This is a genomic window from Prauserella flavalba, assembly GCF_003202235.1.
Classification (GTDB): domain Bacteria; phylum Actinomycetota; class Actinomycetes; order Mycobacteriales; family Pseudonocardiaceae; genus Prauserella_A; species Prauserella_A flavalba.
On sequence record NZ_MASU01000002.1, the window covers coordinates 670103 to 695402 of the forward strand.

General features: G+C 71.3%; 28 protein-coding genes and 1 pseudogene. 21 read left to right on the forward strand and 8 right to left on the reverse strand.

Annotated elements, in window-relative coordinates; translation table 11 throughout:
* Window positions 1-256 precede the first annotated feature (256 nt).
* Together BA062_RS05605 and BA062_RS05610 are read left to right on the forward strand one after the other, a co-directional pair.
* Window positions 257-1564, forward strand: a complete 1308-nt coding sequence (locus BA062_RS05605) for a reverse transcriptase domain-containing protein (RefSeq protein ID WP_110335045.1) — start codon at window positions 257-259, stop codon at window positions 1562-1564.
* Between the two features lie 27 nt (window positions 1565-1591).
* Window positions 1592-2185, forward strand: a complete 594-nt coding sequence (locus BA062_RS05610; RefSeq protein WP_110334919.1) for a pentapeptide repeat-containing protein — start codon at window positions 1592-1594, stop codon at window positions 2183-2185.
* 24 nt (window positions 2186-2209) lie between these two features.
* On the opposite strand, the gene BA062_RS05615 is transcribed toward BA062_RS05610, so the two are convergent.
* Entirely contained in the window at window positions 2210-4528 is a 2319-nt protein-coding gene (locus BA062_RS05615) for a TNT domain-containing protein (protein ID WP_110334920.1), read from the reverse strand.
* A 253-nt stretch (window positions 4529-4781) separates the two neighbouring features.
* Here BA062_RS05615 and BA062_RS05620 point away from each other — a divergent pair, with 253 nt between their 5' ends.
* The 3 genes from BA062_RS05620 to BA062_RS05630 all read left to right on the forward strand — a co-directional run bounded on the left by BA062_RS05620 (window position 4782) and on the right by BA062_RS05630 (window position 6873).
* Entirely contained in the window at window positions 4782-5726 is a 945-nt protein-coding gene (locus BA062_RS05620; RefSeq protein ID WP_281271616.1) for a DMT family transporter, read from the forward strand.
* Window positions 5723-6577: a bifunctional methylenetetrahydrofolate dehydrogenase/methenyltetrahydrofolate cyclohydrolase gene (locus BA062_RS05625; protein ID WP_110334922.1), complete on the forward strand. Its 855-nt coding sequence runs from the start codon at window positions 5723-5725 to the stop codon at window positions 6575-6577. The genes BA062_RS05620 and BA062_RS05625 overlap by 4 nt, the downstream gene beginning before the upstream one ends.
* A gap of 62 nt (window positions 6578-6639) precedes the next feature.
* Complete coding sequence (locus BA062_RS05630) at window positions 6640-6873, forward strand: DUF3017 domain-containing protein (RefSeq protein WP_110335046.1); 234 nt, start codon at window positions 6640-6642, stop codon at window positions 6871-6873.
* 83 nt (window positions 6874-6956) lie between these two features.
* On the opposite strand, the gene BA062_RS05635 is transcribed toward BA062_RS05630, so the two are convergent.
* A complete protein-coding gene (locus BA062_RS05635; protein WP_110334923.1) occupies window positions 6957-8177 on the reverse strand; it encodes an MFS transporter in 1221 nt (406 codons plus the stop codon).
* 180 nt (window positions 8178-8357) lie between these two features.
* A complete protein-coding gene (locus BA062_RS05640; RefSeq protein ID WP_110334924.1) occupies window positions 8358-8678 on the reverse strand; it encodes an ArsR/SmtB family transcription factor in 321 nt (106 codons plus the stop codon).
* An 89-nt stretch (window positions 8679-8767) separates the two neighbouring features.
* Between BA062_RS05640 and BA062_RS05645 the strand changes: the two genes are divergently transcribed.
* On the forward strand, window positions 8768-9949 hold the full coding sequence (locus BA062_RS05645) for an MFS transporter (protein ID WP_110334925.1): 1182 nt from the start codon (window positions 8768-8770) through the stop codon (window positions 9947-9949).
* Here BA062_RS05645 and BA062_RS05650 read toward each other — a convergent pair.
* Window positions 9937-10125 carry a DUF1918 domain-containing protein gene (locus tag BA062_RS05650; RefSeq protein ID WP_110334926.1) on the reverse strand — a complete coding sequence of 63 codons (189 nt, stop codon included), beginning with the start codon at window positions 10123-10125 and terminating at the stop codon, window positions 9937-9939. The two genes, BA062_RS05645 and BA062_RS05650, sit on opposite strands and share 13 nt — an antisense overlap.
* A gap of 135 nt (window positions 10126-10260) precedes the next feature.
* Here BA062_RS05650 and asnB point away from each other — a divergent pair, with 135 nt between their 5' ends.
* Window positions 10261-11784 (forward strand): asparagine synthase (glutamine-hydrolyzing), encoded by a 1524-nt coding sequence (gene asnB / locus BA062_RS05655; RefSeq protein WP_110334927.1) that lies wholly within the window; start codon window positions 10261-10263, stop codon window positions 11782-11784.
* A gap of 64 nt (window positions 11785-11848) precedes the next feature.
* Here the strand turns inward: asnB and BA062_RS05660 are convergent, their stop codons facing one another.
* A complete protein-coding gene (locus BA062_RS05660; RefSeq protein WP_110334928.1) occupies window positions 11849-12688 on the reverse strand; it encodes a TIGR03560 family F420-dependent LLM class oxidoreductase in 840 nt (279 codons plus the stop codon).
* Window positions 12689-12690: 2 nt separating this feature from the next.
* Window positions 12691-13176, reverse strand: a complete 486-nt coding sequence (locus BA062_RS05665; RefSeq protein WP_110334929.1) for a hypothetical protein — start codon at window positions 13174-13176, stop codon at window positions 12691-12693.
* 218 nt (window positions 13177-13394) lie between these two features.
* Here BA062_RS05665 and BA062_RS05670 point away from each other — a divergent pair, with 218 nt between their 5' ends.
* On the forward strand, window positions 13395-14618 hold the full coding sequence (locus BA062_RS05670; RefSeq protein WP_110334930.1) for an NADP-dependent isocitrate dehydrogenase: 1224 nt from the start codon (window positions 13395-13397) through the stop codon (window positions 14616-14618).
* A gap of 77 nt (window positions 14619-14695) precedes the next feature.
* On the forward strand, window positions 14696-15238 hold the full coding sequence (locus BA062_RS05675) for a hypothetical protein (protein ID WP_110334931.1): 543 nt from the start codon (window positions 14696-14698) through the stop codon (window positions 15236-15238).
* 23 nt (window positions 15239-15261) lie between these two features.
* On the opposite strand, the gene BA062_RS05680 is transcribed toward BA062_RS05675, so the two are convergent.
* A complete protein-coding gene (locus tag BA062_RS05680) occupies window positions 15262-16200 on the reverse strand; it encodes a LysR family transcriptional regulator (protein WP_110334932.1) in 939 nt (312 codons plus the stop codon).
* Window positions 16201-16303: 103 nt separating this feature from the next.
* Between BA062_RS05680 and BA062_RS05685 the strand changes: the two genes are divergently transcribed.
* The 5 genes from BA062_RS05685 (at window position 16304) to BA062_RS05705 (ending at window position 21381) form a co-directional block, all read left to right on the forward strand.
* Window positions 16304-17191, forward strand: a complete 888-nt coding sequence (locus BA062_RS05685; protein ID WP_110334933.1) for an FAD binding domain-containing protein — start codon at window positions 16304-16306, stop codon at window positions 17189-17191.
* Window positions 17192-17193: 2 nt separating this feature from the next.
* Entirely contained in the window at window positions 17194-17703 is a 510-nt protein-coding gene (locus BA062_RS05690) for a (2Fe-2S)-binding protein (protein ID WP_110335047.1), read from the forward strand.
* Window positions 17700-20063, forward strand: a complete 2364-nt coding sequence (locus BA062_RS05695; RefSeq protein WP_110334934.1) for an aerobic carbon-monoxide dehydrogenase large subunit — start codon at window positions 17700-17702, stop codon at window positions 20061-20063. Before BA062_RS05690 ends, BA062_RS05695 begins: the two co-directional genes overlap by 4 nt.
* Window positions 20060-20944 carry an XdhC family protein gene (locus tag BA062_RS05700; protein ID WP_110334935.1) on the forward strand — a complete coding sequence of 295 codons (885 nt, stop codon included), beginning with the start codon at window positions 20060-20062 and terminating at the stop codon, window positions 20942-20944. Before BA062_RS05695 ends, BA062_RS05700 begins: the two co-directional genes overlap by 4 nt.
* A gap of 116 nt (window positions 20945-21060) precedes the next feature.
* Window positions 21061-21381 (forward strand): SH3 domain-containing protein, encoded by a 321-nt coding sequence (locus tag BA062_RS05705; RefSeq protein ID WP_210406765.1) that lies wholly within the window; start codon window positions 21061-21063, stop codon window positions 21379-21381.
* On the opposite strand, the gene BA062_RS05710 is transcribed toward BA062_RS05705, so the two are convergent.
* Window positions 21378-21920, reverse strand: a complete 543-nt coding sequence (locus BA062_RS05710; protein WP_110334936.1) for a saccharopine dehydrogenase family protein — start codon at window positions 21918-21920, stop codon at window positions 21378-21380. The genes BA062_RS05705 and BA062_RS05710 overlap by 4 nt on opposite strands.
* Window positions 21921-21968: 48 nt before the next feature.
* Between BA062_RS05710 and BA062_RS05715 the strand changes: the two genes are divergently transcribed.
* The 7 genes and pseudogenes from BA062_RS05715 to BA062_RS05745 all read left to right on the forward strand — a co-directional run bounded on the left by BA062_RS05715 (window position 21969) and on the right by BA062_RS05745 (window position 25281).
* Window positions 21969-22292, forward strand: coding sequence for a helix-turn-helix domain-containing protein (locus BA062_RS05715; protein ID WP_245959682.1), 324 nt, complete (start codon window positions 21969-21971; stop codon window positions 22290-22292).
* A gap of 69 nt (window positions 22293-22361) precedes the next feature.
* On the forward strand, window positions 22362-23162 hold the full coding sequence (locus tag BA062_RS05720) for an exodeoxyribonuclease III (protein WP_110335049.1): 801 nt from the start codon (window positions 22362-22364) through the stop codon (window positions 23160-23162).
* Between the two features lie 44 nt (window positions 23163-23206).
* Entirely contained in the window at window positions 23207-23515 is a 309-nt protein-coding gene (locus BA062_RS05725; RefSeq protein ID WP_110334938.1) for a nucleotidyltransferase family protein, read from the forward strand.
* Window positions 23505-23846: a HepT-like ribonuclease domain-containing protein gene (locus BA062_RS05730; RefSeq protein ID WP_110334939.1), complete on the forward strand. Its 342-nt coding sequence runs from the start codon at window positions 23505-23507 to the stop codon at window positions 23844-23846. Before BA062_RS05725 ends, BA062_RS05730 begins: the two co-directional genes overlap by 11 nt.
* A 39-nt stretch (window positions 23847-23885) precedes the next feature.
* Window positions 23886-24029, forward strand: a pseudogene (locus BA062_RS05735) (exodeoxyribonuclease III); the annotation flags it as partial.
* A gap of 129 nt (window positions 24030-24158) precedes the next feature.
* Window positions 24159-24830 carry an HD domain-containing protein gene (locus BA062_RS05740; protein WP_110335050.1) on the forward strand — a complete coding sequence of 224 codons (672 nt, stop codon included), beginning with the start codon at window positions 24159-24161 and terminating at the stop codon, window positions 24828-24830.
* Between the two features lie 139 nt (window positions 24831-24969).
* The gene (locus BA062_RS05745; RefSeq protein ID WP_245959683.1) at window positions 24970-25281 is read left to right on the forward strand and encodes a hypothetical protein; all 312 of its coding nucleotides are present in this window, start codon (window positions 24970-24972) and stop codon (window positions 25279-25281) included.
* The last annotated feature ends 19 nt before the right edge of the window (window positions 25282-25300 follow it).

Genomic DNA, 25300 nt, shown 5'->3' on the forward strand with positions numbered 1-25300 from the left:
ACGATATGGCGAGGGTTGGGTGGTGTCGACCATTCGCGTGACCGGCGATCCGTTCAGCCGTTATCGTCGGCCTGGTGTGGCGATGCGGAGGTGAGCAGGTGGGACGACCCACCCACTCCGGGGCAACCCCGGGGAGCTCGACATCGGCAGGGCACCGCGCCCCACGCGCGCCCGCATGCTCCGCGTGGCCCAAGCGCGCGGACGAACGGAGACGAGGTCACCTCCGCATCGCCCACCTCGTCACGTGGACGGCCGGATGAGCGCGGTCGAGCGAAGGGTTGCCGCGCGCCGCCGCCAGCACGACGAACTCGCCGCGATCGCGCTTCGGGGGCCGTGGGAGCACATCGAGCTGGCCCTGCGGCTGGAGAGGGAGAGCCGGCTCGACGCCGACGACGCGAGCGACCTTGCGGCGCGGCTGCTGAGCCGCTTTCCGGGAGAACCGCCGTCGAGACCGGAATCCCTGGCGTCGGCGATCCGCACGTTCCCGCCGCTGCCGGTGCGCACGTTGCCGGACTCGCGGGCGGTGCCGGTCGAGCCGGAACCGGTATGGCGCTGGGACGTAGCCCGCTGGCGAACCGTGGAGGAGTGCGCGCACGCGCTGGACCTCACCGAGGGCGAGCTGTACTGGTTCGCCGACGCACGCGGCTGGAACCGGCGGGCGGGCACTGCCCTGCGGCACTACCGCTACCGCTGGGTGCCGACGCGCAGTGGCGGCGTGCGGCTGCTGGAGCAGCCCAAGCCGCGGCTTGCGGAACTGCAGCGAAGGGCCGTGCGGCACGTGCTCGGCGCATTGCCGGTGCACGACGCGGCGCACGGCTTCCGCCGCGGCAGGTCCGCGGCCACGTGCGCGGCGCCGCACGCGAGCAAGGACCTGGTGGTGCGGCTGGATCTCGAAGGGTTCTTCGCGGCGGTGTCGGCGGCCCGGCTCCGGGGCCTGCTGCGGCTCGCGGGCTACCCGGACGGTGTCGCGACGTTGCTCGCCGGTCTGCTCACCACGTCGACTCCGGTCGACGTGCTCGCGGCGGCTCCGCGGTCCCGCGACGACGCCGTGCGCAGGCGGTTGCTGCACCGGCTCGCCGCGCCGCACCTGCCGCAGGGTGCGCCGTCGTCACCTTCGGCGGCCAACGCGGTGGCGTACCACCTTGACGTGCGGCTCGCCGGGCTCGCGGGCGTACTCGGTGCCGCATACACGCGTTACGCCGACGATCTCGCGTTCTCCGGCGATGCCCGTCTACCACTGCATCGGCTGCTGCCGGGAGTGCGCCTGATCGCCAGAGAGGAGGGATTCCGGCTCCGGGACTCGAAGACGTCGATCGCGGCTGCGCACCAGCGGCAGCGGGTCGCCGGGCTCGTCGTGAACGCCGCGCCGGCGGCGCCACGCGCCGAGTACGACGCCCTGCGGGCCATCCTGCACAACTGTGCGCGAACAGGTCCGCAGGCGCAGAACCGGCACGGCCATCCGGACTTCCGGGCGCAGCTGCTCGGCCGGATCGCGTGGATCGGGTCGACCCATCCAGGGCGGGCTGCGCGGCTGCGCGCGCTGTTCGAGCGCATCACGTGGTGACAACACGTGGTGTGCGATGCTGGCCGGATGGATGAGTCCGAAGTGGACGAGGACTACCGCGACGCGGTGCTGCCCGGTGCGCGGTGGGAGAAGCGGACGTTCGTGCGCTGTGACTTCACCGAGGCCGACCTGCGCGGGCTGGTGACGCGCGGCTGCACGTTCGACAGCTGCGACTTCAGCGGAGCCGACCTCGGCGAGTCGCGGCACACGTCCTCGGCGTTCCGGTCGTGCACGTTCAACCGGACCGTGCTCGGCCGCTCGGAGTGGTCCGGGTGCTCGCTGCTGGGTTCGTCCTTTCTGGACTGCGCGCTGCGCCCGATCGCGGTGCGGGACTGCGACCTGTCACTGGCCTCGCTGGGAGGGGCGAAGCTCAAGGGCACCAACCTGTCCGGGCTACGGCTGCGCGAGGCCAACCTGACCGACGCCGACCTGCGGGAGACCGACCTGCGCGAGTCCGATCTGACCGGGGCCCGGTTGCTCGGTGCGCTTCTCGTGGACGCTGATCTGCGGGGTGCCCGGATCGACGCCGACGGCCTGCGACAGGCGCGGCTCACCGGTGCGCATGTGGACCTGGACACCGCGGTCGCCTACGCGGCGGCGAACGGTCTCGTCGTCCACTGAGGCAGCGGACGACGAGACCCCTGCTCAGTCGATGGGCGGTTCGCCGGGTTCGAGCTCGATGAGGTCGCCCTCGGCCAGCAGTTCCTCGATGGAAGCGGGCAGCAGGTAGGCGGCCCCGCCTCCTGGCTGGTTGAACCACGGGATCGCCACACCGGCGAGCGCCTCCAGGGGCCGCTGCACCCGGTACAGGTGGTAGGGGCGGCTGACCCACTCCGGCACCAGCGAGCGCTCCTCGAACGGCGTCCCCGCCGCGTAGGTGAGGTTGCCGTTCGCGCCGCCGAAGCGGTCGAGCTCGCTGCCGACCGGCAGGGTCCGCATCTCCTTGCCGCGGAACAGCGTGAGCGGCGGCTCACCCGAGAGCGGCTGGATCGGCCACTGCTGCTGACCGCCGCCCGAGGCTCGTGCCTCCGGCTTCTCCGCGGCGGGCCGCGCCTCGCGCCGCGGGGGTGCGGAGGGAGCCTCTCGTGGCGGCAGTGCACCCGATGCGGCGGGCACCGCGGCACCGCCGAGCGCGCGCCGGCCACCAGCGGGCTCCTCCCTCGGCGGGGCTGGCCTGGGTGCCTCCGGCGGAGCCGCGGGCGGTGGCGGGCGCATGCCCGTCGCGACCTCGGGCGACAGCGTCGCCGTCACCGGCCGGGACGGCGGCAGCGGAGCCGCCGGCGGCGGTGGAGCCTGACGTTCCTCCGCCGCCGGAGCCTGCGGGGCGGGCGGCGGTGGCGGAGGCGGAGTGCCCTGCGGCACCTCACCGACACCCGCAGGTGAGAGCAGCAGCTTGCCCAGCATGAAGGCCGTGGCGTCGCCCGCGTCACCGAACACTGCCGGGCTCTTCAGCCCGCCGTCGTACCAGCCGACGCGCCAGCCCTCGGCGACCTGCTCGATGCTCCAGCCGCGCTCGGTGGGCTCGCCGATGCGGTACGCACCCTGCGGCACGCCCAGCTCGTCGAGCTTCTCCTGCAGGTCGTCGAGGTACGGGTCGTCGTGCAACGGCGGAGCCGGAGCGGGGGAGAACTGCGTCGGCGGGCCGCCGTCGTCGTCCAGCTCGGCGCGGCCCGGCAGCGGCTGCTGCTCGGTCTCCTGCTGGGACGGCTGCGGCTCCGGCTCCTCGTCGCCGGGCGGCTCGGTCACCGCGTGCTGGGTGACTGGCGGCGGCGCGGGCGAGGTGACGGCGGTCGGCGGGCCGCTGTCGAAGCCGGGCGCGGGCGTGTACGTGGTGCCCTGCTCGGCGTGGTCGTCCGCGGCCTCGGGGTGCTCGTCGGCGTAGTCGTCGGCGGCCGCCGTGTACTGGTCGGTGTCGTACTCGTCCGGCTCCCGGCCGTCGAGTTGCGGGTGCTCGTCGAAGCGCGGCGGCTCTGCCAGCTGTGTGCGCTCGGCGGCGTGCTCGGCGAAGTGCTCCTCGAACGGCGGCTCCGCCTCGTGCGGCACGGGCTCCTCGACGGCCGCCTGCGCGGGGGCCGGCTCCGGTTCCGGTTCCGGCGCGGGCGGAGGGGGCGGCGGCGGAGGCGGGGCCGACGGCCGTTGCTGCAGGTTCTGGCCACGTGTGATGTGCGCGGCGGCGGCCTGCCGCACGGGGTCGGGGACGTCGGGGATGCCGAACCCGTTCGCCCGCATGTGCTGGAGCAGGTCGGGCTCCGGCGCGACGCCGTACTCCCGCAGGTAGTAGTTGACGGCTGCGGGCCAGATCCAGGTGCCGTCGCTGTGGAACGCGATGGGGACCGTGCTCTCGGGCGTGCTGGCGAGCCGGTCGATGTCGTAACCCCGGCCGGGCACCACCACGGGGGCGCCGTCGAGGTAGTCGAGTACCCGGTCCTGCTCCTCGACGTCGAGCTCGGGACGGTTGATCACGGGGCCGTTCGGGCCGACGCCGTCGAAGATGCGGGCCATGCGGAACCGGGGCCCTGGACGCTCGGGGCCGAGGCCGGCCATGCGCCGCATGAGCCAGTCGGGCACGTTCTCCTCGGAACGGGGGAACATGCGCAGCTCGTCGGCGTAGGCCTGAGGCGGCGGCGCGAGGTCCCAGTGCGGCTCGTCGCGGTCGTACTCGAGGTTGTAGCTCGAGGGGTGGTCCAGCTGGTAGCGCGCGTTGAACCAGGTGCCCCTGCCCTCGCGGTACATCCCGGCGCGCAGCCTGCCGAACAGCGTCGCGATGTCGTGGGTCGCCAGCCACTCCTCCGTGGTGCCGTCGGATGTCACGACCTCGCCGGTCAGCTCGTGGTACCTCCCTACGGCGCGGTACTCCGCGGTCACCCGCCGCCAGTCTCGCGGGGCGGCTCGGAGCAAGGAGAGGCCGATCTGCTTGACCAGGGTGTCCTGCTCGGTTGCGTTCAGCTGGGTCGGAAGTGCCACGCCAACATCTTGACTAATTCATGCCGTCAATGCACGGGACATGTGCACATCGACGCTGTTGTCGCAGATACATCGCGTGTGGCGTCAACCCTGGGAAGTGTGGCTCGCCACAGATCACCGGATGGAGGCAACCGGGCCGACGCCCACGGACTGACAATGGCACGCGATGGCTACCCCGCGTACCGGCTCAGCGCCGAACCGTCCTACGAAGGGCGCAAGCACGCCCACATCTCGAGCGAAGCGCCTCGGCGGCGTGGCGCTGGCGCTGGTCACGGGCCTCGCGATGTCGGTGCAGAGCAGGGTCAACGGGCAGCTGGGCACGGAACTGCACGACTCGGCGCTCGCGGCTGTCATCTCCTTCGGCGGCGGCCTGCTGCTGCTTCTCGCCTGGCTCGCGGTCTCGCGCTCCATGCGGCGGGGGCTCGGCCGGGCCGTGTCGGCCGTGAGAACGGGCACGCTGCGGCCCTGGCAGTGCCTCGGCGGGGTCGCGGGCGCGACGTACGTGCTCGCCCAGTCACTCACCGTGGCGCTCATCGGCGTCGCGATGTTCACCGTCGGCGTCGTGGCAGGTCAGACCGTCAGCGGGCTACTCGTCGACCGGGCAGGGCTCGGGCCCGCCGGCAAGCAGCCGTCGTCGTGGCCGAGGGTGCTCGGCGCTCTGCTGACCGTGCTCGCCGTGGGCGGCGCGCTCGCGGGCGATCTCGGGGAGAACGCCCACCTTTCCCGGCTCTGGCTCCTCGTGCTGCCGTGCGTCGCCGGTGCCGGGATGGCCGTACAGCAGGCGGTCAACGGTCACGTCGGTGCGGTGTCGCGCAGCCCGCTCGCGGCCGCGCTCGTGAACTTCACCGCTGGAACGGTGGTGCTCGTGCTGGCCTGGATCGTCTCGCTGCTCGTCCGCGGCGGCCCGGACGCGTGGCCCGCGAACCCGCTGCTCTACCTGGGCGGCCTGGTGGGGATCGTGTTCATCGCCACCGCGTCGTTCGTCGTCACCTGGATCGGAGTGCTGCTGCTCGGGCTCAGCTCGGTCGCAGGCCAGCTGATCGGCTCCGTGCTGCTCGACGCCTTCCTGCCTGCCGGGGCCACGCGGCTCACCGCGTCGACGGTGATCGGCTGCGCGGTGGCGCTCGTCGCGATCGCCATCGCGGGCGTGGGCGGGCGGCGACGGGGCCGCGAGCCTTTGAAAGAATCGGGGTCGTGACGGCGACGATTCTCGACGGCAAGGCCACCAAGAACGCCATCTTCGCGGAGCTCGCTCCGAGGGTGGCCGCGCTCGCCGAGCGGGGGATCGTCCCCGGGCTCGCGACCGTGCTGGTCGGCGACGACCCCGGCTCGCACGCCTACGTGAAGATGAAGCACGCCGACAGCGCGAAGGTCGGCGTCAACTCGATCCGCCGGGACCTGCCCGGCGACATCTCGCAGGCCAAGCTCGAGGCCGTGATCGACGAGCTGAACGCCGACCCGGCGTGCACCGGCTACATCGTGCAGCTGCCGTTGCCGAAGCACCTGGACTCCGGCGCGATCCTCGAGCGCATCGACCCCGCCAAGGACGCCGACGGGCTCGCGCCGATCAGCCTCGGCAGGCTGGTGCTGAACCAGCCCGCGCCGCTGCCGTGCACGCCGCTCGGCATCGTGGAGCTGCTCCGCCGCTACGACGTGCCGCTCGCCGGCGCGCAGGTGGCCGTGGTCGGCAGGGGCATCACGGTCGGCAGGACGCTGGGCCTGCTGCTGACGCGTCGCAGCGAGAACGCGACGGTCACCCTGTGCCACACCGGTACCCGTGACCTGGCCGCCGAGGTCCGCCGTGCCGACATCGTGGTGGCCGCGGCCGGGTCGCCGGGGCTCATCACGCCGGAGATGGTCAAGCCCGGAGCCGCGGTGCTCGACGTGGGCGTCTCCCGGGTCGACGGCAAGCTCACCGGTGACGTGGCGCCCGGTGTCGCGGAGGTCGCCGGATACGTCGCGCCGAATCCCGGCGGGGTCGGTCCGATGACGCGGGCGATGCTCGTGTCGAACGTGGTCGAGGCCGCCGAGCGGGCCGCGGCGAGGTGACCGTGACGACGCCGAGGCCGGACCGCCACCGGCTGCTCGCCCACCTCCCGTTCGCGGTGGTGATGCTGCTCGTGGGGGTCGCGGCGCTGCGGATCGGGATGTACCACTGGCGGCAGGGCGCCGCCCTCATCGGCGGGGCGCTGCTGGTGGCGGCCGTGCTGCGGGCCGCGCTCTCGGACGAGCAGGCCGGCCTGCTGCGGATCAGGGGCCGGGCGGTCGACGTCCTGAGCTATGCGGGCCTCGGCCTGCTCATCCTCTTCATCGCGCTGACGATCACGGGCGGCCCACTCGGCTGACCCGCCCGCCCCACTGCAGTGAAGGCCACCTTGCCTGCGTTGAACGCAGTGAAGGTGGCCTTCACTGCGGCTCGGCCAAGAGGTCAGGCGCGGCCAGTGGGCGCCAGTGCGGCTGCCTCGCCGTCCGCGAGTGCGGCCGCTTCCTCGGCCAGCGCGACGTTCTCGCGGCGGTCGAGTCCCGCCGACACGACGGCCAGGCCGAGGCCCAGCGCGGCCAGCAGCGCGCCGACCCAGTTGGGCGCCACGAGTCCCATGCCGCCCGCGATCACCAGGCCGCCGAGGTACGCGCCGATCGAGTTGGCGATGTTGAACGCCGACTGCACCGCCGCCGACACGAGCGACGGGGAGCCGCCCGCCTTCTCCATCACGCGCGCCTGCAGGATCGGTCCCACCATGAACGCGGCGACGCCGATCAAGAAGATCGTGATCGCGGCGCCGATCTTGCTGTGCGCGGTGACGGTGAACGCGGTGAGCACGGTGCCGAGTCCGAACAGCGCGCCGCACAGTGCGGGCATCGGCGCCCGGTCGGCGAGCCTGCCGCCGAGGAAGTTGCCCAGCGTCATGCCGAGGCCGGCGAGCGAGAGGAGCAGCGTCACCGTGGCGGGCTGGAAGCCGGCCACGTCGGTCATCATCGGCGTCACGTAGCTCAGGCACGCGAAGCCGCCGCCGAGACCGAACGTGACGATGGCGAGCGCCAGCCACACCTGCGGTTTGCGGAACGCCGCCAGCTCGCCACGCAGCGACGCTTCGGCGGGCCTGCCCTGGTGTGGCACGAGCTTCGTGATGCTCAGCAGCGCGGCGGCGCCGATGAGCGCGACGAGCAGGAACGTGGAGCGCCAGCCGACCTGCTGGCCGAGCAGCGTGCCGAGCGGGACACCGATGACGTTGGCCAGCGTGAGGCCCATGAACATCATCGAGACGGCCTTGGCCTTGTCTCCAGGTCCGACGAGGCTGGACGCGACCACCGCGCCCGCCCCGAAGAACGCCCCATGCGGCAGGCCCGCGAGGAATCGGAAGAGCACCCCGAACTCGTGGTTGGGGGCGAGGGCGAACAGGGCGTTGCCCGCGATGAACAGGCCCATCATCGACATCAGCATGGTCTTGCGGGGCAGTCGCACCGCGAGCACCGTCAGCAGTGGAGCGCCCACGACCACGCCGAGCGCGTAGGCGGAGATCAGGTATCCGGCGGCGGGGATCGAGACCCCGAAGTCGGTGGCGGCTTCCGGCAGCACGCCCATCATCACGAACTCAGTGGTTCCGATGCCGAAGGCACCGATGGCCAGCGCGAGCAGCGCTATGGGCACAGTCTTCCCTCCGAGGTAACAGATCTGGATCGATAAAGGTCGAGGGCACAAAGAAAGACAGACCAGCGTCTGACCCCTGTGTCGCTGGGCTGTCCTCGGTCCAGTCTCAACGCGAGGGGGCCACGATGTCATCCCGGTTCCGGGTGACGATGCCCACGGCGTGGCCAGGTAACGCCTCGCCTAGTGCCTCGCGGCCAGAACTCCGTCGAGCAGACCGGGGAAGAGTGCGTCGAGATCCTTGCGGCGCAACCAGTTCAGCCGCGTGGTGCCCTGCGGGCGCCCGCCGATCACCCCGGCCTCGCGCAGGGTTCGCAGGTGGTGGGTGAGTGTGGACTTGCTCACGGGCACGTCGAACGCGCCGCACGTGAGCTCGCCGTCGTCCTTCGCCAGTTGTCGCACCATCTCCAGTCGCACCGGATCGGCGAGTGCCTGCAGCACGGTCTCGATCCGGATCTCGGACTGGTTCGGCATGCGGTACGCGGCCGCCGGCTCGGCGCTCATGATGCCGATTGTACGACGGGCTTCGAAATTTGACGGTTCTCGTAGTACGGTAGCCATCGAACTTCGATGAGCATGGAACAAGGAGCTCGATGAGCACCCCAGCACCCCGCACGGCCGTGCTCGCGCTCGGCGCGTTCGCCGTCGGTACCAGCGGTTACGTCATCGCGGGGCTGCTGCCCGCACTCACCGAGGACCTGGCGGTGTCCGAACCGGCCGCCGCCCAGCTCGTCACCGCGTTCGCCATCGCGTACGCCGTCGGCTCACCCCTGTTCGGCGCGGCGACCGGACGATGGGAACGCCGCCGCCTGCTCGTGGCCGCGCTGGCGATCGCCGCGCTCGGCAACGCGCTCGCCGCCCTCGCGCCGAACTACGCGCTCTTGCTGCTCGCCAGGGTGGTCACCGCGATCGGCGCCGCCGTGTTCACCCCGGTCGCGAGCGCCGTGGCGGCGGAGCTGAACCCGCCGGAACGCCGGGGCAGGGCCGTCGCCCTGGTGTTCGGCGGCCTGACGTTCGCGATGGTCGCCGGGGTACCGCTCGGCAACCTCCTCGCGGACCCGATCGGCTACCGAGGAGTGTTCGGGCTGGTCGCCGCGTTCTCGCTCGGCGCCGCCGTCGCGGTGGGCCTGCGGCTGCCGTCCGTGGCCGCGCCACCCGCGGTCGGGCTGGCCGCCCGGTTCGCCGTCGCGAGGGACCCACGCGTGCTGGCGGTGCTGTGCGCGACCGTGCTGGGCTGCCTCGCGGCGTTCAGCGTCTACACGTTCATCACGCCGGTGCTCGGCGCGACGGCAGGCGTCAGCGGCTCGGCCATCAGCGTCCTGCTGCTCTGCTACGGCGTCGGCGCCGCGCTCGGCAACGTCGTCGGCGGGCGCGCGGCCGACCGCTGGGGCACGCGGCGCCCGCTCTACGTGGTCGTCGTCGCGATCACGGTGACGCTCGCGCTGCTGCCCGTCGCCGCGACGACCGTGGCGGGCGCGGCGACGGTGCAGTTCCTGTGGGGCGTGGCGACGTGGTCGTTCAACCCGCCCGTCCAGCACCGGCTCATCACGCTGTCACCCGCCGGGGCCGGTTTGCTGCTCTCACTCAACGCCTCGGCGATCTACCTCGGGGTGGGACTTTCCGGTGTGGTCGGCGGACTGGTGCTGCGGCTCGGCGGGCCCGCGCTCCTCCCGGAGGTCGCCGCGCTGCTGACCCTGGCGGCGGGCGTGTTCGTAGCGCTCGGCCTCCGGGACCGGAATTCCGCGCGCGGGCCCGTGGCGGCTCAGTCGGTGTGACCTTCGACCTCGCAGTCGGGGCCGGGGAAAACCAGCCCCTCGTGACCGTCGGAAAACCGCACCAGATAAGGCGGCTGGCCCTGTTCGCCCCGTACCTCGACGATTTCGCCCTGTTGTTCTCCTGCGCCGACTGTGCGTCCGTGTACGCGGATCCGGTCTCCCACGGATGCTTGCATCGTTGACCACCTCCGTTGGAAACAAGGGTAGGAGCAGGTGGAACGGCAGTCGAGTGACCGCGAGTAATGCACGCCACGGTTGATCGAACGAAATTCAACTACACTCGGTCGTAACCGAGGAGGTGCTGAGCACCAGTGTGTGGAATAGTTGCCGCGGTCGGCAACATCGATACAGACAAGTGCCAGAGAATGTTGCACCGGATCAAACATCGGGGTCCGGATGACACGGGAGAAATTCGCAGAGGCGACGTTTGGCTCGGCCATCAACGACTGTCCATCATGGACGTCGAGGGCGGGCATCAGCCGTTGACCGACTCCGGGGCCACCACGTATCTCGTGGCCAACGGAGAGATCTACAACCACCGCCACATCAGGGAGGACCTCGGACACGAGCTGTTCGAGACCGGTTCGGACAGCGAGGCCGCCCTGCACGCGCTGATCGTCGACGGGCCGGTGGGCCTTGCCCGGCTGCGCGGGATGTTCGCGCTCGCGTTCGCCACCGAGGACGGCGACTTCCTCGCCGCCCGCGACCCACTCGGCGTGAAACCGCTGTACTGGGCGCGCCGCGACGACGTGATCCTGTTCGCCAGCGAGCTGCGCGCGTTCGACGAGGACGACCGGCCCCTGGTGGAGAGCTTCCCGCCAGGGCACTGCTGGAGCCCGGCGGGCGGGCTCGTGCGCTTCGCCGACGCCATCCCCGCCCACGTGCGGCCCGCGCGGCGTGCGGAGGAGCCCGGCGTGTGGGATCGCGCCCTGGTCAAGGCCGTGCGCGAGGCGGTCGTCACCGCCGTCGAGAACCGGATGATGAGCGACGTCGGCGTCGGCGTGTTCCTCTCCGGCGGGCTCGACTCGGCGATCGTCGCCGCCGTCGCCGCCGACTACGCGGCCAAGCACGGGCAGCCGCTGCCGACGTTCGCGGTGGGTGCCGAGGGCAGTTCCGACCTGGCCGCCGCCAGGGTCGTCGCGGAGTACCTCGACGCGAAACACCACAACATCGAGCACCACGAGATCCTGATGTCCAAGCAGGACGCGATCGACGCGCTGCCGAGGGCGGTCACGGCGATCGAGCACTACGACCCCTCGCTCGTGCGCAGCGCGGTGCCCAACCTGCTGCTCGCCGAGTACGCCTCGCGGCGCGTGCACGCGGTGCTGACGGGGGAGGGCGCCGACGAGCTGTTCGCCGGGTATTCCTACTACCACGAGGAGCCGTTCACCGACCCGGACGCGCTGCAGGCCGAGCTGGTCCGCACCGTCGGCGAGCTGCATCACCTCAACCTCCAGCGCTGTGACCGCGCGTCGATGGCCTTCGGGCTGGAGGCGCGGGAGCCGTTCCTCGACCGCGACGTGGTGGAGCTGGCGCTGTCGATCCCGCCGGAGCACAAGATGATCCGGGAGGGCGTGGAGGAGAAGAAGCTGCTGCGCGACGCGTTCGAGGGCTGGCTGCCCGAGTCGATCCTGCGCAGGGGCAAGGAGCAGTTCGGCGACGGCTCCGGCGCCAAGGAGGTGCTGGAGAACGCCGTGCGCGAGTCCCCGGACGTGGCCGCGGCCGACGGTGTCGCGCTGCGCAACCGCGAGGAGGCGGGCTTCTACGCGATCTGGCACCGGGAGCTCGCGGGCATCCGCCCCGACGCCACGCTGGGCCTCTTCGCGACCACGTAGCCCAGACTGTCCCCCAAGGCCACCTTTGTTGCGCTCAACGCAACAAAGGTGGCCTTGGGGGCGGTCAGGCGAGGGGGGCGGCGGCTTCGGCCAGTTGTTCGAGGAACGCCGGCGAGTTGTGGTGCGGGAGGTTGAACACCAGCAGGTCCACGCCCGCCTCGCGGTAGCCGTGGGCCTCCTCGACGGCGGCGCCGATGCCCTTGTCGGCGTGCACGCGGACGTTCACCGCGCACGCGATCTCGCCGGGGTCACGGCCGACGTCGGCGCAGTGGGCCAGCAGGATCTCCTTGAGCTCAAGCCACTGCCGCGGCGACTCCGTTCCCGCGTGCCACGCCTGCGCCCAGCGTGCCGCGGCGAGGAGGGTGCGCTTGGGGCCTCGGCCGCCGATCGTGATCGGCGGGTGGGGCCGCTGCACCGGCTTGGGCTCGCAGCGCGCGTCGGTGAGCCGGACGTGCTTGCCGTGCAGGGTCGTGCTCTCCTGCGTGAGCAGCCCGATGATGGCCCGCACGCCCTCGTCGAAGAGGTCGAACCGGTCCTTCAGCGGCGGCAGTTCGATGCCGTAGGCCTCGCACTCCTGCCGGTTCCAGCCGGCGCCGAGGCCGAGCTCCAGCCTGCCGCCGGAGATGATGTCCGTGGTGGCCGCCATGTTCGCGAGCACCGCGGGGTGGCGGTAGATCATCCCGGTGACCTGGCAGCCGATGCGGATGCGGCGCGTGGCCTGCGCCAGCGCGGCGAGCATGGTCCAGCCCTCCAGGTTCGGGGCGGTCACGTCGCCGGAGAGCGGGTAGAAGTGGTCCCAGTTCCACGCTGACTCGAACAGCTCGATGTCGTCGGCGGCCCGCCAGACCTCCAGCAGTTCGGCCCACGTCGTGTGCTCGGGCTTGGTCTTGATCCCCAACCGCATCGCTACGCCTCCCCGTCGTCGGGCGAGAACCCACGCCGCACGAGCCCGCATGCCAGCCCGCCGCCGGTGAGCAGCGTGCCGACCGCGAGCACGGCGCCCAGCGAGACCCAGGTGAGCGTGCCCACACCCAGCTCCAGCCAGCGCGGCAGGGCGCCCAGCGCGTCGTAGACGGTGCCGGGAGAGACGAGCCCGAGCAGTCCCGGAACCACGCCCCACAGCAGCCCACCGGTGAGCGGTGCCGCCGCGGACACCACGCCGAGCAGGGCGACGGCGAGCAGGAGTACCGCGCCGCCGGCGATCAGTGCCACGCCCTGGCCGTCTGCGCTCTGCGAGTTCTCGGCCATGCGCGCGAACTGCCTGCTGCCGCCGTAGGTGAGCGCCCACAGCCCCGCCGGGGTGAGCACCAGCCCGGCGAGCGCGGCCAGCAGGTGCGCCGAGGTCCGGCCGCGCCGTGGCGCCGGGCGCGTGTCGTGGGACATGGTCGACATCGGGTGCTGGCCTCCGTGGTCGCGGCCGTCACGGGCCCATGCGCGGGCCCCCTCGGGGGTCGTAGATTGCCGGGTGAGCCGAGTCTGGCATCGGCGGCGAATGTACTGGTGAGTAACCGGGGTCCGCCGACATCGGCCCGGAAATAGCAGTACGCTTGTACCGCTAACACGTGCCTGAAGGACGAACGCGAAGATCCGCGAGAGGAGCCCCGCCGCTCATGGCCAAGATCAAGGTCGAGGGCACCGTCGTCGAACTCGACGGCGATGAGATGACCCGCATTATCTGGCAGTTCATCAAGGACAAGCTGGTCCACCCCTATCTGGACATCAACCTCGAGTACTACGACCTGGGCATTGAGGAGCGGGACCGCACCGACGACCAGATCACGGTCGACGCCGCGAACGCCATCAAGAAGCACGGCGTCGGCGTGAAATGCGCCACCATCACGCCGGACGAGGCCCGCGTCGAGGAGTTCGGCCTCAAGAAGATGTGGCGGAGCCCGAACGGCACCATCCGCAACATCCTCGGCGGCGTGATCTTCCGCGAGCCGATCGTCATCCAGAACATCCCCCGGCTCGTCCCGGGCTGGACCAAGCCGGTCATCGTCGGCCGTCACGCGCACGGTGACCAGTACAAGGCCACCGACTTCAAGGTCCCCGGCCCCGGCACCGTGACGATGACCTACACCCCCGAGGACGGCTCCGAGCCCATCGAGTTCGAGGTCGCGAACTTCCCCGAGGGCGGCGGCGTCGCGATGGGCATGTACAACTACCGGCGCTCCATCGAGGACTTCGCGCGCGCCTCGCTGCAGTACGGCCTCGACCGCGGCTTCCCGGTCTACATGTCGACGAAGAACACGATCCTCAAGGCCTACGACGGCATGTTCAAGGACGTGTTCCAGGAGATCTTCGACGCCGAGTTCAAGGCCGACTTCGACGCCAAGGGCCTCACCTACGAGCACCGGCTGATCGACGACATGGTCGCCGCCTCGCTCAAGTGGGAGGGCGGCTACGTCTGGGCCTGCAAGAACTACGACGGCGACGTGCAGTCCGACACCGTGGCGCAGGGCTTCGGCTCGCTGGGCCTGATGACCTCGGTGCTGCGCACGCCGGACGGCCGGACCGTCGAGGCCGAGGCCGCGCACGGCACGGTGACCCGGCACTACCGCCAGCACCAGCAGGGCAAGCCCACCTCGACCAACCCGATCGCGTCGATCTTCGCGTGGACCCGGGGCCTCGAGCACCGCGGCAAGCTGGACGGCAACTCCGAGCTGGTCGGCTTCGCCAACAAGCTCGAGCAGGTGGTCATCGAGACCGTCGAGAGCGGCAAGATGACCAAGGACCTCGCCCTGCTCGTCGGCAAGGACCAGCCGTTCCAGACCACCGAGGAGTTCCTCGCGACGCTGGACGCGAACCTCGCCAGCAAGATCTCGCAGGGCTGAGCCCCGCGAGCCAGCTGCCGCACCACCACAGACGGCGCGCGGTCCCGGAAGGGGCCGCGCGCCGTTACTATGCGCGCGTGCTGATCCGATCTCGTGCCGCGCTCGCCCTGTTGCTCCTCCTCGTGCTCTCCGGGTGCGGCCAGCGGGTCGGCGGCACCGCCTCCGCGCCGGAGAACGCCGGTTCGAGCCAGAGTGCCGAGCCGAGCGCCGAACCGAGCGGCGAGCCCACGTCCGAGGAGCCGTCGAGCACGCCCACGTCCCCGGCCGGCACTTCGTCGATCGACGTGTCGCAGCTGCCCGGCACCTGGCGCGGCTCGTACTTCTGCTCGCAGGGGGAGACCGGGCTGGAGCTGAAGGTCTCCCCGCCCGAGGGCGACACGGTGCCCGCGGTGTTCTCGTTCTTCCCCGTCGAAGGCGGCCCGCAGACGCCGTCGGGCAGCTTCAAGGTCAAGGGCGTCGAGGAGAACGGTCAGTTCGTGTTCCGCCAGGACGCCTGGATCGAGCAGCCCGACGGGTTCGTGATGGTGGATCTGGGCGTCGCCTCGGTGGAGAACGGCACGATGACCGGCCGCGTCGGCGGTCCTGGCTGCGACGCTTTCTCCGTCACGAAGGCCGGCTAGGGCAGCGGTCGGTCAGCGCGCTCCTAGGACCAGATCGTCACGTAGACGGGCGGGCGGAACCGCGACGGCGGGACGCCGCTGCCCGGTGAGCGCATCAGCTGCATCGCGGCGGGGGTGCCGAGGAAGTGCCGCAGCGACGCCGCCGCCGGGGTGCAGCGGTCTCGCGCCGGGGTGGTGACGTGCCAGTACAGCGCTGACGGCGTGCGCGGCGTCGGCACCTGAACGAGCTCGTGCCTGCGCAGCTGCGGGGCCACGAGGTGCTCCATCGCGATCGACACACCCACGCCGCGGGCCGCCGCCGACCACGCCGCCGTCTGGTTCGCGAACACCTGTACGTGTGTGTCAGGGACGCCGAGTGCGCGCAGCAGCTGCGCCGAGTCGCTGTCCGGGTCCGTGCCGGAGGGGTCCACGAGCCACAGCCAGGCGGGCGGCCCTCCTCTCGGGGAGAAGCCGGGCGAGGCCACCGCCACCTGCGCACACCGGAAGATCGGTTCGCTCTCCAGTTCCGGCTCGGCCAGCTTCGGGCCGAGCGCGGCGTCGGCGAGCCGGTTGCCGACGAGCACGGCCATCTCGGACGTCTTGGCGAGGCCCGCCGAGGTGTCGACAAGGCTGCCCGACCGCGCGCCGAACGCCTCCAGCAGCGGGTTGGCGATGAACTCGGCGATCGTGCTCGTGACGACCACGCGCAGCTCCTCCGCGGCGCCCGTGGCCTCCCGTACCGCGGCCTCCGCGTCCGCGCCGAGCGCCACCATCTGCGAGGCGATGGGCAGCAGCCGCTTGCCGCCGGGCGTGAGCGTCATGCCGGTGGCGGTGCGCACGATGAGCTTGTCGCCGTGGTGGGTGCGCAGGGCCGCGAGCGCCTGGGACACCGCGGGCTCGCTCACGCCGAGGGCCCGCGCCGCGTCGGTCACCGAGCCGAGCCGGGCGACGAGCACGAACGCGCTGAGCTGGCCAAGGGTCACGTTGGACCACCCGCAGTAGTGACCTCTGTCACCTGATCAGGCTACATAACCGAACGCTTAACCGGCCATTGTCCGGATTCCGAACCGGCGGGACGCTCACCGCATGCAGGTACCCGCACAGTTCCGCTACGAGAAGGCGGTCAGCGTCGAGCACGCGCTGACGCTGCTCGGCAGATACGGCCCGGAGAGCCGCGTCGTCGCGGGCGGCCACAGCCTCATCCCGATGATGAAGCTGCGGCTCGCCCAGCCCGAGGCCCTCATCGACATCAACGACCTCCACGAGCTCGCCATCATCAGCGTCGAACGGCACGTGCTGTGCATCGGTGCGCTCACCCGGCACGCCGACCTGCTCTCCTCGGCGCTCGTCGGCGAGCACTTCCCGATCTTCCACGACGCCGAGCGCGTGATCGCCGACCCCGTGGTGCGCAACCGCGGCACGGTCGGCGGGTCGCTGTGCCAGGCCGACCCTTCCGAGGACCTGTCCGCCGCGTTCGCGGCCGTGCGGGGGGAGGCCGTGATCGTCTCGCCCGAAGGGCGGCGCACGGTGCCGGTGCGGGAGTTCTTCCTCGGCCCGTACCAGACGGTGGTGGACCCGGGGGAGCTGCTCGTGCAGCTGCGGGTGCCGATCCGCTCGTCGGCGTCGGCCTACCAGAAGGTCGAGCGCAGAGCGGGTGACTGGGCCGTCGCGGCGGCGGGCGCGGAGCTCGTGCTCGACGACGGTGTGGTGGCCGACGCCGGCATCGGGCTCGCCGCACTGGGCGCCCCGAACTTCCACGCGCGCGAGGCCGAGTCCTTCCTCGTCGGCGGCCCGGCCACGGACGAGCGGTTCGCTGAGGCGGCCCGGATCGCCGCCGAGCACTGCAACCCGATCGCCGACCAGCGAGGTCCCGAGGAGTACAAGCGGCACCTCGCCAAGACGCTCGTGACCCGCGTACTGAGCGTCGCCCGCACCCGCTGGCACGGCCTGCACTCCGGGGAGAAGGCGAGATGATCATGGAGATCACCGTCGAGGTCAATGGCAGCTCCTACACGCGCTCCGTCGAGCCACGCCTGCTACTGGTGCACTTCCTGCGCGACGAGCTCGGCCTCACCGGCACGCACTGGGGCTGCGACACCTCCAACTGCGGCACGTGCGTCGTCTGGCTCGACGACGTGCCCGTGAAGTCGTGCACCGTGCTGGCCGTGATGGCCGACGGTCACTCGGTACGCACCGTCGAGGGGCTCGAGGGTGCCGACGGGCTCGACCCCGTGCAGCAGGGGTTCATGGCCTGTCACGGCCTGCAGTGCGGGTTCTGCACCCCGGGCATGCTGATGACCGCCCGCTGGCTGATCGACCACAACCCCGCACCGTCCGAAGCGGACATCCGCGAGGCGATCTCCGGCCAGCTCTGCCGGTGCACCGGCTACGAGAACATCGTCCGCTCCGTGCGCTGGGCGGCCGAACACGAGGCCGGCCTGCGCGAGCGGACCGTCGAGGACGCCGGAACGGAGGTGCAGGCATGACCACCGCGCCCGTGGGCCACGGGACCATGCTGCGCAAGGAGGACGCGCGCTTCATCCGGGGCCGGGGTACCTACGTCGACGACGTGACGCTGCCGGGAATGCTGTACGGCGCCATGCTGCGCAGCCCGTACGCGCACGCGCGGATCGCCTCGATCGACATCAGCGCCGCGCGAGCCCACCCGAAGGTCAGGGCCGTGCTCACCGGCGACACGCTCGCCGGGCTGAACCTCGCGTGGATGCCGACGCTCTCCGGCGACGTGCAGGCCGTGCTCGCCACCGACAAGGTCCGCTTCCAGGGCCAGGAGGTGGCCTTCGTCGTCGCGGAGGACCGCTACGCCGCCCGCGACGCGCTGGAGCTGATCGACGTCGACTACGAGCCGTTGCCCGCCGTCATCGACGCGCGGCAGGCGCTCGCCGAGGACGCCCCGGTGATCAGGGACGACCTCGAAGGGCGCACGGACAACCACATCTTCGACTGGGAGACCGGAGACAAGGCGGCCGCCGACGAGGTGTTCGCGACCGCCGAGGTGGTGTCCAAACAGGACATGCTCTATCCGCGCGTGCACCCGGCTCCGCTGGAGACGTGCGGCGCGGTGGCGCACCTGGACAAGGTCACCGGGAAGCTCACGGTGTGGACCACCACGCAGGCACCGCACGCGCACCGCACGCTCTACGCGATCGTCGCCGGCCTGCCCGAGCACAAGATCCGCATCATCTCGCCCGACATCGGCGGCGGGTTCGGCAACAAGGTCGGCATCTACCCCGGCTACGTGTGCGCCGTGGTCGGCTCGATCGTCACGGGCAAGCCGGTGAAGTGGATGGAGGACCGCTCCGAGAACCTGATGAGCACGTCGTTCGCCCGCGACTACCACATGCACGGCGAGATCGCGTCCACCCGCGACGGCAAGATCCTCGGGCTGCGCGTACAGGTGCTCGCCGACCACGGCGCGTTCAACGGCACCGCGCAGCCCACGAAGTTCCCCGCCGGGTTCTTCGGCGTCTTCACCGGCTCCTACGACCTGACGGCCGCGCACTGCTCGGTCACCGGCGTCTACACCAACAAGGCGCCCGGCGGGGTCGCCTACGCGTGCTCGTTCCGCATCACCGAGGCCGTCTACCTCGTGGAGCGGCTGGTGGACGTGCTCGCGTTCGACCTCGGCATGGACCCGGCCGAGCTGCGCAGGAAGAACCTGCTGCGCCCGGAGCAGTTCCCGTACCCGAGCAGGACCGGCTGGGAGTACGACTCGGGCGACTACCCGAGGGCGCTGGAGACCGCGCTCGACCTCGCGGGCTACGCCGGGCTGAGGGCCGAGCAACGGGAGAAGCGGGAACGCGGCGAACTGATGGGCATCGGCATCTCGTTCTTCACCGAGGCCGTCGGCGCGGGCCCGCGCAAGCACATGGACATCCTCGGCCTCGGCATGGCCGACGGCGCCGAGCTGCGGGTGCATCCCACCGGCAAGGCGGTGCTGCGGCTGTCGTGCCAGTCGCAGGGCCAGGGGCACGAGACGACGTTCGCCCAGCTCGTCGCCGAGCAGCTGGGTATCCCGCCCGACGATGTCGACGTCGTGCACGGCGACACCGACCAGACGCCGTTCGGGCTCGGCACCTACGGCTCCCGCTCGACCCCCGTGTCCGGAGCCGTGACGGTGATGGTCGCCAGGAAGGTCAGGGAGCGGGCCCGGATCGTCGCGTCCGCGATGCTGGAGGTGAGCCCCGACGACCTGGAGTGGGAGAAGGGCCGCTGGTTCGTGCGCGGCGACCAGGCGTCGGGCCGGACCATCCAGGAGATCGCGCTGGCGGCGCATTCGGACCTCGAACTGCCCGAGGACGTCGAGGGGCACCTCGACGCGACGTGCGTCTACAACCCGCCGAACCTCACCTACCCGTTCGGCGCGTACGTGTGCGTGGTCGACGTCGACGCCGGTACCGGACAGGTCAAGGTGCGCCGGTTCGTCGCCGTGGACGACTGCGGCGTGCGCATCAACCCGATGATCGTCGAGGGACAGATCCACGGCGGCCTCGCCGACGGGATCGGGATGGCGCTCATGCAGGTGATGGCGTTCGACGAGGACGGCAACCACCTCGGCGGGTCGTTCATGGACTACCTGCTGCCGACGGCGAAGGAGTGCCCCTCGTGGGAGCTGGGGGAGACGGTGACGCCCTCGCCGCACCACCCGATCGGCGCGAAGGGCATCGGCGAGTCCGCCACCGTCGGGTCGCCGCCCGCCGTGGTCAACGCCGTCATCGACGCACTGCGCCCCTACGGTGTGCGGCACGCGGACATGCCGCTCACCCCGGCGGCCGTGTGGAGCGCCGTCCAGGGGCGTCCACTCCGGACGGATCTGGCGATCACATGACCGGGACGGAACCAGGGGTGCTCGCCCATGCCGAGACGTTGCGAGCGGAGCGAAGACCCTTCGTGCTCGCGACGGTCGTGCGCGCCCAGCGCCCGACCAGCGCCAAGCCGGGCGACCGGGCGCTCGTGTTCGCCGACGGGACGATCGAGGGGTTCGTCGGCGGCACGTGCGCGGAGTCGTCGGTGCGTCTGCACGGAATGCGGCTGCTCACCACGGGGGAGGCGACGCTGCTGCGGATCACCCCGGGTGCCGAAGCCGAACGCGAGGACGACGGGGTCGTGACGGTCGCCAACCCGTGCCATTCGGGCGGCTCCGTGGAGATCTTCCTCGAACCGCAGCTGCCGCCCGCTCTCGTCACGGTGTTCGGCGACGCCCCGATCGCGAGGGCGCTGCACGTCGTCGGCGGCGCGCTGGGCTACGCGGTCGGGCACGGCCGTCCCGGTGCGCCGATCCCGCCGGACACCTCGGCCGTCGTCGTCGCCACGCACGGCCACGACGAGGCCGCCGCGCTCGCGGCCGCGCTCGAGGCCGGGGTCGGCTACGTCGGGCTGATCGCGAGCAGGCGCCGCGGTGCGCAGGTCCTCGCCGGGCTGGGGGTGGCGGGCAAGGAACGCGTGCACACCCCTGCCGGGCTCGACATCGGCGCGCGCACGCCGGCGGAGATCGCGCTGTCGGTGTACGCGCAGCTGGTGGCGACGCGGCCGCGGCGCGCGCCGGTGCGGCTGGCCGAGGCGACGGACCCCGTGTGCGGCATGACCGTGCCGATCGCGCAGCAGGCACTGAGCGCGACCCACGAGGGGCACACGTACCACTTCTGCGGCGAGGGCTGCCTGCTCACGTTCACCGCCGATCCGGCCAGCTACGTCGATGACGGAGGGTGACTGACCGTTCACGGCGATGGCGCACGCGAGTGGATTGCGCCGCCGGGGGCTGTTTTCGGGGGCCAGGCTGCCCTTACTCTGCGAGCAGTGCCTGTCGCCGTCGGCAAGGAGTGCGCGTGGTACTCGGGATACCGAAGAAGACGCTGATCATGCTGGGCCTGCTGGTGGGTGTGGTCGTCATCTTCGCGCTCGGCTCGGACCAGCAGTCCTCCGGCGCCGAAGGTGGCTCGTCCTCGGAGTGCCGGGTCACGGTGACCGCCGACATCCTCAACGTGCGTGCCGCGCCGGGCCTCGACGCCGAGATCGTGGGCAAGTACCGGCAGAACGCGGAAGCCGACGCGTCCACCACCGTGCAGAACGGCTTCCGGCAGCTGGCCGAGAACCGCTGGGCCGCCGACGAGTTCCTCGAGCCCGTCGACGGCGCCGACTGCGGCTAAGGGGCCGGCCAACGGTTCAGCGTGAGGTGCTCCGGGCTGAGCGCCGCCAGGAAGTCCCCCGCGTCGAACGTCTCGCCCGGCGCGGCCGCGCCCCGGATCCCCGCTCGCCCGTCCAGCAGCCGCTCCACGGCCTCGGCGACGAGGGGCGCCGTGACGGCGTAGATGTCCTGCCCGGCCGCCGACGCACGCCGCTCCGCCGTTCCCCTGCGCACCACCACCTCGATGGCGAACCGCTGCGCGGAGCGGCCGGTCTCGTCGACCGCGCTCGGCGCGGGCGTCCCGGCATCGCGGAGGTCGTCCAGCGCGGCCGTCGCCAGGTAGGTGTGGACGGCCGAGGCGTTCAGGTGCCGGGCCAGGGTGATCACCTCACTGAACGGGTTGCCGATCACCGTCCGCGACCCGAGCGGTGAGGGGAACTCCCAGTCGCGCACGGCAGCGGTCTCGGGCACGGGGACGAGCCGTCCGTCCTCGACCACGAGCCGGGTCGCGGCGCCACCGCGGCGAACGCACTCGCCCGGCGCCTGGTCGTCCCCGCGCACCGCCCCGGCGGCCAGGCGCAGTTCGTCGATCCCCCACGGGATCCCGAGGTGACCGACCGCCTCAGGACCGCTCTCGACTGGGCCCGTGCGCGCCTCGACCAGGCGCTCACGATCCAGGACCTGGCCGACCAGGCGGCGCTCAGCACCCGGCAGCTCGCCCGCAGGATGCGTGCCGAGACCGGCTCTGCGCCGCTCGCGTGGCTGCACCAGCAGCGCATCGCCAGGGCACGGGAGCTGCTGGAACGCACGGACGCCTCCATCGAGAAGATCGCGTCGGCGTGTGGAATGGGAACCGCCACCACGCTGCGCAGGCACTTCACGCGAGCCGCGGGTGTGAGCCCGACGGCCTACCGCACCGCGTTCCGGAAGTGACGCGCGGGCGGTGCCGTAGCCGAGTTGCCGGCGGCGCCGATGTCGGGGCCCGCCGGTAGCCTGCCGGGCGTGCTGACTGTCTCGACCGTGAACGTCAACGGCCTGCGGGCCGCCGCCAAGAAGGGCTTCACCGAGTGGTTCGCGGCCACCGGTGCCGATGTCGTCGCCTGCCAGGAGGTGCGCGCCGACGCCGAGAGCCTGTCCGCACAGCTGCGCGAGCCCGACGGCTGGCACACCGCGCACGCGGCGTGCTCGATCAAGGGCCGCAACGGGGTGTGCCTCTACAGCCGGGTGGAGCCGGAGTCGGTGCGCGTCGGCTTCGGCGAGGCGGAGTTCGAGGACAGCGGGCGCTACGTCGAGATGCACCTGCCCGGCCTGGTGGTGGCGAGCCTGTACCTGCCGAGCGGCGACGTCGGCACCGAGCGGCAGGAGGAGAAGGAACGCTTCATGGCGGCGTTCCTGCCCTACCTCGTCGAGCTGCGCGGCAAGGCCGAGGCGTCCGGACGTGAGGTGCTGGTGGTGGGCGACTGGAACATCGCGCACGCCGAGATCGACCTCAAGAACTGGAAGGGCAACCGTAAGAACTCGGGCTTCCTGCCGGAGGAACGCGAGTGGATGGGCCGCGTGTTCGGCGAGGCGGGCTACGTCGACCTGCAGCGCGAGCTCGACCCGGAGGGCCCCGGCCCTTACACGTGGTGGTCCTACCGCGGCAAGGCGTTCGACAACGACTCGGGCTGGCGGATCGACTACCTCGTGGCGACGCCTGGGCTCGCGCAGCGGTGCACGTCGGTGGTGGTGGAGCGCGCGGAGACCTACGACCAGCGCTGGTCCGATCATGCCCCGGTGACGGCGACCTTCGACTGGCCGTGAGAACCCATCGCGCATCGGGCAGAATCGGTGCGGGAGGTGGCTACGTGCATGAGCTGGTAGAGATGAAGCGGCACGACATCGAGGAGCTGTGCCGCGCGCTCTCGGTGCGCCGCCTCGACGTGTTCGGCTCGGCGGTTGGTGAGTCCTTCAACGCCGAGACCAGTGATGTGGATGTCCTCGTCGAGTTCGCAGGGGGGCCTGGATTCGACTATTTCGACGCATACTTCAGCCTGCGGGAAGGGCTGGAACGAATCCTCGGTCGTCCGGTTGACGTCGTGAGCGCCACCAGCATCCGCAACCCCTATTTCAAACAGCAAGTCCTCGACAGCAGGGAACTCCTCTATGCGGCGTGACGCCCGGGTCTACCTGTGGGACGCGCTCCAAGCAGCAGATCTGTTGAGCGAGTTCAGCAAGGGTGAGGACTTCGTCAGTTATCAGAGTGACGCCAAGCTCCGATCCGCTGTTGAGCGCCAGCTTGAGATCATCGGCGAGGCTCTGAACCAGCTTTCCAAGGTCAATACCGAACTCGCCGCGCAAGTGCCTGATCTCGGGCGCATCGTTGCTTTCCGCAACATCCTGATCCACGGCTACGCGACTGTTGACGATGCACTGGTCTGGCAAGTGCTCACTGAACGGCTTCCGGTGCTGACCAATGTCCTGCGGCGGCTGTTGGCGGCGCAGTAGGGCATTCTTCCAGCGGTTTGTGAGACCGGTTCGATCCGCTGGCGGATCGACTACCTCGTGGCGACGCCTGGGCTCGCGCAGCGGTGCACGTCGGTGGTGGTGGAGCGCGCGGAGACCTACGACCAGCGCTGGTCCGATCATGCCCCGGTGACGGCGACCTTCGACTGGGAATGGCCGAGCTAGGGCGGCGGCGGGTCAGCGAACAGCCGAGTCGGGAGCTCGGAGAGAAGTTGCCGGGTCTGGAACGGACCCTGCGCCGGCTCAGCTGAAAGCCGTTTGCCGCCGGGCCGCCGGGCTGCCAGGCTCGGCGCCGTGCCGACTCCCGCCGACCGACCCCTGCTCGACGCCAACCCGCTGCCGGACGGCCTGCCGTCCAGGCTGGTGGAGCAGCTGACCTTCCTCGCCGAGGTCGACAAGCTCAAGACCGTGCTCCGCCAGTCGCCGCTCGCCGCCGCGCCGCGGCGCGAGAACGACGCCGAGCACTCGTGGCACCTCGCGTTGATGGTCACGGTCCTCGCCGAGTACGCCAACGAGCCGATCGACGTGGGGCACACCGTCGAGCTGGTGGTGGTGCACGATCTCGTGGAGATCTACGCGGGCGACACGCCCCTCTACGACGACGAGGGCCGGCTCACGCAGGAACAACGCGAGCGGGAGGCCGCCGACGCGCTGTTCGGGCTGCTGCCCGACGACCAGGCCCGGCGCCTGCGCGCGTGGTGGGACGAGTTCGAGGCCCGCGCCACGCCGGAGGCCCGGTTCGCGAAGGCGATGGACCGCCTGCAGCCGTTGCTGCTGAACTGGCTCGCGAAGGGCGGCACCTGGCGGACGCCCGGGGTCACGGCCGACACGGTGCGGAGCCGGAAGGCGTGCGTCGGCGAGGCGTCCGCCGAGCTGGGTGCCGTCGCCCGCACCCTGATTGACGAGGGCGAACGCCGAGGGTGGGTTGAGCCGGGTCACCACAACCCCGACCCCGTCGCGGGTTAGCCCCTGTGGGTCGCTAGTCTCTGCCGGGCGTGCACGAAGATCACCAGGGTTGACACTCTCGGTAGTTTTCTTCGCGGCAACACTCACTCTTTAGGGTGAGCGACGCAGGAATGGCAGTCTCGACTCGGGAGGCACTCCGGTGCGCAACCCAGACAGTGAGCCGGCCCGCCCGGCGGCGCGCGTACTCGCCTACGCGGCTGTCCTCACCGGCGTTCCGGCAAGCCTGCTCGTCGCGGGTGCCGGCAGCGCGTCCGCAGCGCAGGCCGAGCCCAACGCGATGACCTTCGGGTTGCTCGGGCCGGTGGGCCTGGTCGCCGTCGTCCTGGGCATCCTGGGCATGACCGCGGGTGTCGTCCGGCAGCGCCGCAAGGCCCGCGCCGCGGCGGTCGTCCCCGTCGAGCCGGTACCCGCTCCCGCCGAGGCCGCGGTTTATTCCCGCGCAGGCGAGTAATCACTCACAGTCAAAGGGC

Coding starts and splice junctions, on each gene's coding strand:
- BA062_RS05605 (WP_110335045.1), top strand. CDS start 257: ATGAGCGCGGTCGAGCGAAGGGTTGCCGCGCGCCGCCGCCAGCACGAC.
- BA062_RS05610 (WP_110334919.1), top strand. CDS start 1,592: ATGGATGAGTCCGAAGTGGACGAGGACTACCGCGACGCGGTGCTGCCC.
- BA062_RS05630 (WP_110335046.1), top strand. CDS start 6,640: ATGCTGCTCGTGGGGGTCGCGGCGCTGCGGATCGGGATGTACCACTGG.
- BA062_RS05640 (WP_110334924.1), bottom strand. CDS start 8,678: ATGAGCGCCGAGCCGGCGGCCGCGTACCGCATGCCGAACCAGTCCGAG.
- BA062_RS05645 (WP_110334925.1), top strand. CDS start 8,768: ATGAGCACCCCAGCACCCCGCACGGCCGTGCTCGCGCTCGGCGCGTTC.
- BA062_RS05650 (WP_110334926.1), bottom strand. CDS start 10,125: ATGCAAGCATCCGTGGGAGACCGGATCCGCGTACACGGACGCACAGTC.
- BA062_RS05660 (WP_110334928.1), bottom strand. CDS start 12,688: ATGCGGTTGGGGATCAAGACCAAGCCCGAGCACACGACGTGGGCCGAA.
- BA062_RS05665 (WP_110334929.1), bottom strand. CDS start 13,176: ATGTCGACCATGTCCCACGACACGCGCCCGGCGCCACGGCGCGGCCGG.
- BA062_RS05670 (WP_110334930.1), top strand. CDS start 13,395: ATGGCCAAGATCAAGGTCGAGGGCACCGTCGTCGAACTCGACGGCGAT.
- BA062_RS05685 (WP_110334933.1), top strand. CDS start 16,304: ATGCAGGTACCCGCACAGTTCCGCTACGAGAAGGCGGTCAGCGTCGAG.
- BA062_RS05690 (WP_110335047.1), top strand. CDS start 17,194: ATGGAGATCACCGTCGAGGTCAATGGCAGCTCCTACACGCGCTCCGTC.
- BA062_RS05695 (WP_110334934.1), top strand. CDS start 17,700: ATGACCACCGCGCCCGTGGGCCACGGGACCATGCTGCGCAAGGAGGAC.
- BA062_RS05700 (WP_110334935.1), top strand. CDS start 20,060: ATGACCGGGACGGAACCAGGGGTGCTCGCCCATGCCGAGACGTTGCGA.
- BA062_RS05730 (WP_110334939.1), top strand. CDS start 23,505: ATGCGGCGTGACGCCCGGGTCTACCTGTGGGACGCGCTCCAAGCAGCA.